Genomic DNA, 9,352 nt, shown 5'->3' with positions numbered 1-9,352 from the left:
TGGTGGGGCCGAATGGTTGCGGTAAAACCACCTTGCTGAAACTGATGCTCGGTCAGCTTAAAGCCGATAGCGGTAAAGTCCATTGCGGCACCAAACTGGAAGTGGCCTATTTTGACCAGCATCGTGCAGAACTTGATCCAGAGCGCACGGTGATGGATAACCTGGCTGAAGGTAAGCAGGAAGTGATGGTCAATGGCCGTTCACGCCATGTTCTGGGCTACCTGCAAGACTTCTTGTTCCACCCGAAACGCGCTATGACCCCGGTAAAAGCGTTATCTGGTGGTGAGCGTAACCGTCTGTTATTGGCTAAATTATTCCTTAAGCCAAGTAACTTGCTGATCCTCGATGAACCGACCAACGATCTGGATGTGGAAACACTGGAGTTGTTGGAAGAAATGGTTGATAGCTATCAGGGTACAGTATTGTTGGTTAGCCATGACCGTCAATTCGTTGATAACTCAGTAACAGAGTGCTGGATCTTTGAAGGCAATGGTCAAATTAGCAGCTTCGTCGGCGGCTATTATGATGCTCATCAGCAGCGCGCCGAGGCGAAACCTATTCGTCAGGTGGCACCAAAAGTTGAAGAAACCAAAGCGGCTGCGCCGGTAAAAAGCACTGCTCCAGCGGCCAAACGCCCTGGCAAGCTGAGCTATAACTTGCAACGTGAGTTGGATCAGTTACCACAGCAATTAGAAAAACTGGAACATGAAATCAGTAAGTTACAGGCTGAGGTTAGCCATGCTGATTTCTTCTCCCGTCCACACGAAGAAACACAACAGGTTTTGAAAGCATTAGCCGATGCTGAACAAGCATTAGAAGTGGCGTTTAGTCGTTGGGAAGAGCTGGAAGCTCAGAAAAACGGCTAAAACGTATTTGCACCGTTCTGTCAGGTGACGCGATATTCTACTTTATGATGATATTATGTCTATTGTTATAGTAAGTTACTTGATAGAACGGTGTTCAATCCCCTTTATATAAAAGGGGGTCAGCCGTGAGGGATTCGATATTGTGTTCTGTAATTCAGCCTGAGCACGGCGAGCACACAGGGCAGTCAGGGAACGTTATCCTGTGCCGGCAGTGCGATATGTCAGTGGCCTTACCCTCCTTGCCTTATGGCACCAAAGCGGTATGTCCGCGCTGTAAAACCACACTGACCGCGCGGTGGGACGAACCACGTAAGCGCCCGGTTGGTTATGCTATCAGCGCACTCTTTATGCTGTTGCTGGCTAATATGTTCCCCTTCGTCAATATGCGCGTGGCAGGGATTACCAGCGAAATTACCCTGATCCAAATACCCAAAGTGATGGTGGCAGATGACTACGCCAGCATGGCAACGTTATTTATGGTTTTGGTTCAGTTGATTCCGGCTTTCTGCATGGTAGCCATTATTTTGCTTTGTCTGCGAGTGCGAATGCCGCACCGCTGGAAGGCACTGATAGCAAAAGCACTTTTCCAATTTAAGACCTGGTGCATGGTCGAGATTTTCCTCGCCGGTGTGCTGGTTAGTTTTGTTAAGCTGATGGCTTACGGCGAAATCGGCATTGGCAGCAGTTTTGTCCCTTATTGCTTATTCTGTTTATTGCAGGTGCGTGCTTTTCAATGTGTCGACCGCCATTGGATGTGGCAGGATATTGCCCCCGCACCCGCGTTACCTCATCCATTGATTGCAGGCCGAACCGGTTTGCGCCAGGGACTGCGCTCTTGCGCGTGCTGTACGGCCATTTTGCCACAAGACCTGGTGGAATGCCCTCGCTGCCATACTCATGGCTATATCCGTCGGCGCAATAGCCTGCAGTGGACAATGGCACTGTTAGTCACGTCAATCATGTTATATATCCCAGCCAACCTGATGCCCATTATGATTACTGAAAGTTTGGGGAATCAGATGAACTCAACCATCATGGCTGGGGTGATTTTCTTGTGGAGTGAAGGCTCTTATCCGGTGGCAATGGTGATTTTTATTGCCAGTATTATGGTGCCATCATTAAAAATGCTAGCGATAGGTTGGTTATGTTGGGATGCAAAAGGCAAAGGTAATACCGATACTGAACGGATGCATTTTATTTATGAAATAGTGGAGTTCGTTGGCCGCTGGTCAATGATTGATGTTTTTGTTATCGCGGTGCTGTCGTCATTGGTACGTATTGGGCAACTGATGAGTATCTATCCGGCGATTGGTGCCCTGCTATTTGCCATGGTGGTTATCCTGACCATGTTTGCTGCATTAACCTTCGATCCCCGTTTAACCTGGGATCGGATAAGTGAAACAACCCAAAAGGAGCCGCAAGGTGACGGACAATAATCCCAGCCAAGGTGTGGCAGAAATTGAAAAAATCAAGCGGTGGTCCCCGGTGTGGATCATCCCGATTGTCACTGCGCTGATTGGCGCATGGATACTGTTTTATCATTTTAGCCATCAGGGGCCGCAGGTGGTGATGACCACTTTGAACGCTGAAGGCATTGAAGCGGGTAAAACCAAAATAAAGAGCCGCAGTGTTGATGTTGGCATCGTTGAGCAGGTCACGTTAAGTGAAGATCTCAACCATGTTATCGTGAAGGCGCGGTTGAATTCCGGCATGAATACCTTGCTACACAGCGATACCGTTTTCTGGGTGGTCAAGCCGCAGATTGGTCGTGAAGGTATTTCCGGCTTGGGAACTTTGCTATCAGGGGCTTACATTGAACTGCAACCTGGTGGTAAAGGTAAGCCATTAAATGAGTTCGCATTATTGGATTCTCCACCACTTGCCTCACCGGATGCCAAAGGGCTGCGCATCATACTTGACAGTGAGCAAGCCGGGCAGTTGAATGCTGGTGATCCGGTGTTGTTCCGTGGCTATCGTGTGGGCTCAGTGGAAACCAGTGCTTTTGATGCGAAATCACGCCTGATGCGTTATCAGTTATTCATTGGCGCGCCTTATGACAGCCTGGTCACCAGTAATGTGCGTTTTTGGAAAGACAGTGGGGTGGCGGTAGATCTCTCCTCGCAAGGGATGCGCGTCGAAATGGCCTCTCTGGCGACTTTATTCAGTGGCGGCGTCAGCTTTGATGTGCCTGACGGTTTAGAGCCGGGCAAGCAAATTACCGAAGCGAAGGCGGAGTTCAAACTGTTTGATAACCGCAGTAGCATTCAAAATTCACTGTATACCGAACATGAAGATTTCTTGCTGTTCTTCGCTGATTCTGTGCGTGGCTTACAAACTGGAGCACCGGTTGAATTCCGGGGGATTCGTATCGGGACTGTCGGGGATGTGCCTTTCTTCGCAGAAGGGATAAGGCAACGCGTTGATAATGACTTCCGGATTCCGGTGTTAATTCGCATTGAGCCTGGCCGTTTCCGCGAGGACTTAGGCCCAGATGCTAATTTTGAAAAAATACTGAAAACGGCCAAAGAACGCGGTCTACGTGCCTCGCTGAAATCAGGCAACTTGTTGACCGGCGCACTGTTTGTCGATCTGGATTTTTACCCAGATGCCAAACCGTGGAAAGGGCCACTGGAAGTGGCGGGCTATCCTTTGCTGCCAACCGTCAGCGGTGGTTTAGCGCAGATTCAGCAAAAAGTGATGCAAACACTGGATAAGATTAATAATCTGCCGCTGGATCCAATGGTCACAGAAGTCACCAAAACACTGGTTGAAAGTCAGAAAACCATGCGTGAAACCCAGAAAACTCTGGAATCACTGACGGCACTCACTGCCAGCCCGGCAATGCAGGATTTACCGAAAGATCTGCAAAAAACCTTGAATGAATTGAATCGTAGTATGAAAGGTTTCCAACCTGGTTCACCGGCCTACAATAAAATGGTGGGTGATATGCAGCGGTTAGATCAGGTGTTGCGTGAATTACAGCCGGTGTTGCGGACGCTGAATGAAAAGAGCAACGCGCTGGTATTTGAAGCGGCAGGAAGTCAGGATCCTCAGCCTAAGAAGGCCAAAAAATGATGAAATGGATGGCAGTTATCGCAGCGCTATTACTCAGTGCTTGCAGCAGCACGCCCAGCAAAACGTACTATCAGTTGCCAGCTCTCAGTGCGCCTGCTGGCGCGACGAGTAGTGTTGCATCAAGGCAACTGTGGGTTGAGCATGTTGGCGTAGCGGATTATCTGGCTGCGGCCGGTGTGGTATATCAAACCAACGATGTGCAATACGTGATTGCCAGCAACAACCTCTGGGCGAGCCCATTGGATCAACAGTTGCAGCAAACCTTGGTCACTAATCTGAGCAATGCGCTGCCGGGCTGGCTGGTCTCCTCACAACCACTCGATAGCGATCAGGATGTCCTGAATGTCACTGTCACCGGGTTCCATGGCCGCTATGATGGGCGCGCCATCATCCGTGGTGTTTGGATACTCAAACGTCAGGGGCAACTGATTAAACAGCCGTTCGATTTAGAGCTTAAACAGGGCGAAGATGGTTATGATGCACTGATTCGTACTCTGGCTGAGGGTTGGCAGCAAGAGGCTAAGTCGATAGCTGCCCAGTTACGGTGATTTAAGTCATATTTTGTTCCAAATCTGTCTAATCCTCTTTCATCGATAATTATAAATTTATCGTGAAAGAGGATTTTTATTATATATCAATTAGTTAATGCCATTCACCCCAAATCAATCACTTAGCAAATTCAGCGGGCATAGCTCACAAATATGACATTGGCGTGAATTTTGCGCATTGCTTTTCTGTTTCCTAAGGTCTATCACTTAACTGTGACTGAACATAAAGTAGTCACTGTTTTCTTTCCACCAGACCGAAAGATGAGGGAAACGAGGCATGAAGAGACAGAAAAGAGATCGCTTGGAAAGAGCGTTGTCACGTGGTTATCAAGCAGGTATTTCAGGGCGTTCAAGGGAAATTTGCCCCTATCAAGCTTTAGACGCCAGATCGCATTGGTTAGGAGGTTGGCGACAAGCCATGGAGGACAGGGCTGTGACCGCTTAAGCGGCTCTCTGTCAGACTAAGGGATAACCTCCGCTTTATGCGGAGGTTATTGGTTACTTTATTCAACCCAACGTTTTAGTAAGATACTCGCATTCACCCCACCAAAACCAAAACCATTTGAAAGTGCATAAGTCATTTCATGAGGCTGTGCTTTACCTGCTATTACATTCAGCCCGGTGGCGGCTGGGTCCAGGTTTTCCAGATTCAATGTTGCAGGTACGATTTGATCTCGCAATGCCAGCACGGTGAAAATCGTTTCTAATCCGCCAGCAGCCCCCAACAAGTGACCAGTCGCTGACTTAGTCGATGTGACTGCTAAGGTATCACCTTCGCCAAACAAGTGTTTAATGGCATTAATTTCGCCGAGATCACCTACTGGCGTTGAGGTCGCATGAGCATTGAGATGCTGAACCTGTGCGGGTGTAATACCGGCCTGGCGTAGCGCAATCTTCATAGCACGGTATGCTCCATCACCGTCTTCGGCACCGGAGGTCATATGATATGCATCGGCACTGGTACCGTAGCCGACAATCTCGGCTAAGGGTTTTGCGCCACGCGCCAAAGCATGTTCCAGTTCTTCAATCACCAGTAAGCCAGCACCTTCACCCATCACAAAGCCATCACGGGCACTGTCGAAGGGGCGAGACGCTTTTTCAGGAGCATCATTAGAACCGGTTGATAATGCACGCGCGGCCGCAAAGCCAGCCAGGCTGACTTTATCGATTGCAGCTTCAGCGCCGCCACACAGTGCAATATCAGCTTCATCATTGCGGATAAGACGAACTGCATCCCCGATAGCTTGAACACCGGCCGCACAAGCAGTCACCGGCGCGCCAATCGGCCCTTTGAAATGATGTTTAATGGAGACGTGACCCGCGGCCAGATTCACCAAAAATGAGGGGACGGTAAAAGGTGACAGCCGTTTTGGCCCACGGCTATCCGTGGTACGTACCGCATTTGCAATCGATGGGAAACCACCAATACCAGAGCCAATAATGGTCGCAGTGCGCTCTTGTTTCTCGGTATTATCGGCTTGCCAGCCAGCATGGGCAATGGCTTCATCTGCTGCGACCATGGCAAATTCAATAAAGCGATCCATTTTCTTTTGATCTTTTGGCGCAACAGCTTTATTTGGATCGAAGCCTGCTTTTGGATCTGCTGCGAGTGTTGGCACTTGTCCTCCAATTTTTGCTGGCAAATCACCGACAATTTCATCTGGCAGAACACGGATACCCGATTGTCCTGCTAGCAGGCGTTGCCACACCATATCGATACCGCAGCCTAATGGGGAAACCACACCCATTCCTGTAATTACTACACGACGCATGTTCATTATTTTTCCTTTGAAGACTCAATTGAATGGGGGGAATGCCTGACATTGGCTACATTTTTCTCATGCATCAATGCCAACCGTTTATTAATTATATCGCTCCTGACCGAGCCTGCCGCGATGGTGACATCCTCTGCGCGAATAGGTTGCTGAGTGGTATTGTTCAGCAAAATTGGATCGACCGGAGTACCGGTACGGCGATCGGTGAGTATGACTGCGGGGCCGTCTGGCGCAAAATGTTGATTACCCCAGTGAAACAGGGCTGCAATTACTGGGAAGAAATCATTGCCGCGCTCCGTCAATAGGTATTCATAGCGGACGGGGCGAGCATGATAGAGCTGCTTCTCCAGGATACCGCTTTCCACTAAATATTTGAGGCGGCGGGTGAGGATGGTGGGAGAAAGCTGCAAACTTTGCTGAAATTCATCAAACCGCGTGAGCCCTTGAAAGGCATCACGGATAATCAGTATGCTCCACCATTCTCCTACCCGTTCAAGAGAACGGGCCACCGGGCAGGGCATATCTTGCAGGCGAGTTCTTTGCATATCACTCCTCGGATGATTTTTGTGGGCAGAGCGAGCTGTGCCAAAACTAAATATCATTTAGTCACTACATTTATTGTAGTAACCAATGTTAAAAAAAATGCCATTGGCATCGTAGTTCATCGGCATCATAGTTAATGTGCAGGGGGTAACCGCCCCTGCACGGGAAAACGGGTAAATATTAGAAGGCGTTGGTGTCTTTAAACAGGCCTACTTTTAAGTCAGTGGCGGTATAAATCACTTTGCCATCTACCAGCACTTCACCATCAGCTACACCCATAATCAATTTACGCATAATAATGCGTTTAAAATTAATACGGTATGTCACTTTCTTAGCATCTGGCAGAACTTGCCCGGTGAATTTAACTTCACCGACGCCGAGTGCGCGGCCTTTGCCTTCGCCACCCAACCAGCCAAGATAGAAACCAACTAACTGCCACATGGCATCAAGGCCCAGGCAGCCAGGCATTACCGGGTCGCCGATAAAGTGGCAACCGAAGAACCATAGATCCGGATTAATATCCAGTTCCGCTTCCACATAACCTTTGCCATAGGTACCGCCGTCTTCTGTCATTTTAACGACACGGTCCATCATTAACATATTGCCTGCTGGCAATGGTGGCCCGCCAGCGCCAAACAGTTCGCCACGGCCTGATGCTTCAAGGTCTTCTTTTGTATAGGATTCGCGTTTATCTACCATGTTCTCAGTAAGCCTTATTTTGATGAAGTGCGCAGAATAGCGTACAGCTGTACGCTGAGCAAGTCCGATCAGCCCTGGTTGAACCAGTTGAGCCAGCGTAATGGCCAAGGCCAACGGCGTCTGTCCTGCGGATTTACTTGTGAGATTCGCTCTTGAATTATACCTAATAAGCTAGGTTGTTGCTCATCGGCATAAGCCATACCCGTAAGCAAAGGTAATGCTTCAGCGACTGTATCTACAGCCCACAAATGGAACTGACCTTGCTGTACCGCCTCAATCACCGCCTGATTCAAGCATAAATGACGGACATTCGTGGCCGGTAAAATAACGCCCTGACTGCCTGTAAGCCCACGACGTTGGCAAGCTTCGAAGAAGCCTTCAATCTTTTCATTTACACCACCGATAGGTTGTACGTTGCCAAATTGGTCAACTGAACCTGTCACGGCGATTTGTTGATTGATAGGCTGTTGCGATAGGGCACTGACTAGTGCACAAAGCTCTGCCAGTGATGCACTGTCGCCATCAACCTCTCCATAGGATTGCTCAAAAACAATGGAGGCTGAGAAAGGCAGTGGCTGATCAAGTTCCAGTTCTGAAATCAGGAACGCTTGCATAATCATCATGCCTTTAGCATGAATATTACCGCCTAATTCAGCTTTACGCTCTACGTCAACAAATTCGCCATCGCCTAAATGAACAACGCAGCTGATACGTGCGGGTTCACCGAAAGCATAAGGGTGCCCCGGGTATTCCAATACGGACAGGCCATTAATTTGGCCGACAACCTGGCCTTCGGTCTCAACCAGAATTTGTCCTAACTCAATTTCATCTTGCATCCGTTCAGCAAGATAGCTATTACGCCAGTCGCGGGCATTCAGTGCGACTTCAAGCGCATTGGCGGTAATCGTGTCTTCTTCGGCATAGAGTGCAGCTTCAGCTAACTGGCGAGTGAGCCATTGCGGGCATAATGGCAGGCTCCCTTGGTCGCCGCTGTAACGCACCGCCTGACGGAATAGCACCGGCCAGGCATCGGCGGATAACGAAGGTAACTGCTTTTGCTGTAACAGCGTATTGATATAGCCGCACCACAACGTCATACCATCAATATCGACTAGCGGCAGTTCAACTTCGAATTCACCGTAAATAGCCAATTCGCCAAGCTCAGGTTCCATATCATGGAAATCACCCAAGCCAAGACGATCGCCGATCAGAATCAAACGCAGATCCAATGGCATTGAGGGAATATGCACCGGTAAAGGACGAGTTTCGTCAGGTGACAACCAGTCGAAGCGTTGCTGAACTATCATTTGCTTCAGGCGTAGCCACATCAATGGCTGAGCCTGTAATGATCGTACCGACAGGATCAATACACCGCCATTAGCTTGATGAACCAAGCCGGGCTGGAGAGTTATTTGATCTTTATGCCATCTAACACAGCCAAACAGCTGTTCTGGTTCTACCCATTCCTGATAGAGGCAGCGCGAAATCGCCGCAAATGGCTCATCACCGCGTTGAGCAGGTTGCCAGCTGACCTGGTGCCCATGCACAAGGTAGTCTCCGCCAAACAAGGCTGAGGCCTCAGGCTGAAGCTCTTTAATAGCTTGAGCGATCAGTGCCAGATACTCAGTACTTTCCTGTGCTTTGATCAACATAAAACGCGGCAGTGATTGTGGATGACAAAATAGTGTCATTCCATTTTCAAGCCGGGGTTGAATCGCAGCGAAAGAAACAGGCTCCAACTGGGAGGCAGTAGCAAATAACGCTTCATATGGCGTTGTGTTCGGCAGCAGTGACTGCCATTCAAGTCTGTTATTGGTCAAAGTGATAGATGCAATCGTCAAAAAGG

At 49.0% G+C, this 9,352-nt stretch carries 9 protein-coding genes; 5 read left to right on the top strand and 4 right to left on the bottom strand.

Annotated features, from left to right (window positions below; translation table 11 throughout):
- The 5 genes from ACNSO8_RS02715 to rmf all read left to right on the top strand — a co-directional run.
- Positions 1–866: ATP-binding cassette domain-containing protein (locus tag ACNSO8_RS02715; protein WP_418393740.1), on the top strand; the 866-nt coding region annotated here is incomplete at its 5' end.
- 140 nt (positions 867–1,006) lie between these two features.
- A complete protein-coding gene (gene pqiA / locus ACNSO8_RS02710; protein ID WP_026017889.1) occupies positions 1,007–2,302 on the top strand; it encodes a membrane integrity-associated transporter subunit PqiA in 1,296 nt (431 codons plus the stop codon).
- A complete protein-coding gene (gene pqiB, locus ACNSO8_RS02705; RefSeq protein ID WP_019079853.1) occupies positions 2,289–3,941 on the top strand; it encodes an intermembrane transport protein PqiB in 1,653 nt (550 codons plus the stop codon). Before pqiA ends, pqiB begins: the two co-directional genes overlap by 14 nt.
- Positions 3,938–4,489: a membrane integrity-associated transporter subunit PqiC gene (pqiC, locus tag ACNSO8_RS02700; protein ID WP_005170914.1), complete on the top strand. Its 552-nt coding sequence runs from the start codon at positions 3,938–3,940 to the stop codon at positions 4,487–4,489. Before pqiB ends, pqiC begins: the two co-directional genes overlap by 4 nt.
- Before the next feature lie 277 nt (positions 4,490–4,766).
- The gene (rmf, locus tag ACNSO8_RS02695) at positions 4,767–4,934 is read left to right on the top strand and encodes a ribosome modulation factor (protein WP_005170911.1); all 168 of its coding nucleotides are present in this window, start codon (positions 4,767–4,769) and stop codon (positions 4,932–4,934) included.
- Positions 4,935–4,992: 58 nt separating this feature from the next.
- Here rmf and fabF read toward each other — a convergent pair whose 3' ends face one another.
- The 4 genes from fabF to ACNSO8_RS02675 form a co-directional block, all read right to left on the bottom strand.
- Complete coding sequence (gene fabF, locus ACNSO8_RS02690; protein ID WP_418393739.1) at positions 4,993–6,267, bottom strand: beta-ketoacyl-ACP synthase II; 1,275 nt, start codon at positions 6,265–6,267, stop codon at positions 4,993–4,995.
- Complete coding sequence (locus ACNSO8_RS02685) at positions 6,267–6,809, bottom strand: winged helix-turn-helix transcriptional regulator (RefSeq protein WP_019083436.1); 543 nt, start codon at positions 6,807–6,809, stop codon at positions 6,267–6,269. Before ACNSO8_RS02685 ends, fabF begins: the two co-directional genes overlap by 1 nt.
- A gap of 178 nt (positions 6,810–6,987) precedes the next feature.
- The gene (gene fabA, locus ACNSO8_RS02680) at positions 6,988–7,506 is read right to left on the bottom strand and encodes a bifunctional 3-hydroxydecanoyl-ACP dehydratase/trans-2-decenoyl-ACP isomerase (RefSeq protein WP_005160035.1); all 519 of its coding nucleotides are present in this window, start codon (positions 7,504–7,506) and stop codon (positions 6,988–6,990) included.
- Positions 7,507–7,574: 68 nt separating this feature from the next.
- Complete coding sequence (locus ACNSO8_RS02675) at positions 7,575–9,326, bottom strand: AAA family ATPase (RefSeq protein WP_032900735.1); 1,752 nt, start codon at positions 9,324–9,326, stop codon at positions 7,575–7,577.
- Between the last annotated feature and the right edge of the window lie 26 nt (positions 9,327–9,352).

It is taken from the genome of Yersinia sp. LJYL362 (genome assembly GCF_048323875.1).
Note: the sequence above shows the minus strand (reverse complement) of the source record. Positions and strands in the feature narration are given on the sequence as shown.